Source organism: Arthrobacter sp. STN4 (assembly GCF_024539665.1).
Classification (GTDB): Bacteria; Actinomycetota; Actinomycetes; order Actinomycetales; family Micrococcaceae; genus Specibacter.
In genome coordinates, this window is record NZ_JAKZGX010000080.1 from 1 (window position 1) to 922 (window position 922).

Annotated in this window: 1 protein-coding gene; it reads left to right on the forward strand. The window is 66.2% G+C overall.

Features of this window, described 5'->3' with window-relative positions:
* Positions 1-2 precede the first annotated feature (2 nt).
* Positions 3-922, forward strand: a 920-nt coding sequence (gene lipA, locus MMF96_RS19410) for a lipoyl synthase (protein ID WP_256884476.1), incomplete at its 3' end; no start/stop codon positions are given.

Consider the following 922-nt stretch of genomic DNA (forward strand, 5'->3'; position numbering starts at 1 on the left):
TCATGAGCCTGGCCCCTGAGGGACGGAAGATGCTGCGTATTGAGCAGCGCAATGCGGCGGTGCCGGTGGAGCGCAAGCCGGACTGGATGAAGGCCAAGGTGGAGATGGGGCCGGAGTTCATTGCGATGAAGAACCTGGTCCAGGGCCAGGGCCTGCACACGGTGTGTGAGGAGGCCGGCTGCCCGAACATCTTTGAGTGCTGGGAGGACCGGGAGGCGACGTTCCTCATTGGCGGGTCCGAGTGCACGCGCCGCTGCGACTTCTGCCAGATCGACACCGGCAAGCCGTCCCCGATCGACATGTTCGAGCCGACGAAGGTGGCGAAGTCGGTGGTGCAGATGAACCTGCGCTACGCGACCGTGACCGGGGTGGCCCGGGACGACCTGGCCGATGAGGGCGTGTGGCTCTATGCCGAGACGGTGCGCAAGATCCACGAGCTGAACCCGAACACCGGGGTGGAGCTGCTCATCCCGGACTTTTCCGGCAAGCCCGGGCACATCAGCGCGATCTGCGATTCGGCCCCGGAGGTGTTCGCGCACAATGTGGAGACGGTGCCGCGGATCTTCAAGCGCATCCGCCCCGCCTTCCGGTACGAACGCTCCCTGGATGTGATCAGCCAGGGCCGGGATGCGGGCATGGTGACGAAGTCGAACCTGATCCTGGGCATGGGCGAGACCCGGGAGGAAATCTCGGTGGCGCTGCAGGACCTGCACGACGCCGGGACCGACCTGATCACGATCACCCAGTACCTGCGCCCCTCCGAGCGCCACCTGCCGGTGGACCGCTGGGTCAAGCCGCAGGAATTTTTGGAGCTCTCCGAGGAAGCGGAACAGATCGGCTTCCTGGGCGTCATGTCCGGGCCGCTGGTGCGTTCCTCCTACCGGGCCGGGCGCCTGTGGGCCACCGCGATGCGCAAGAAGGG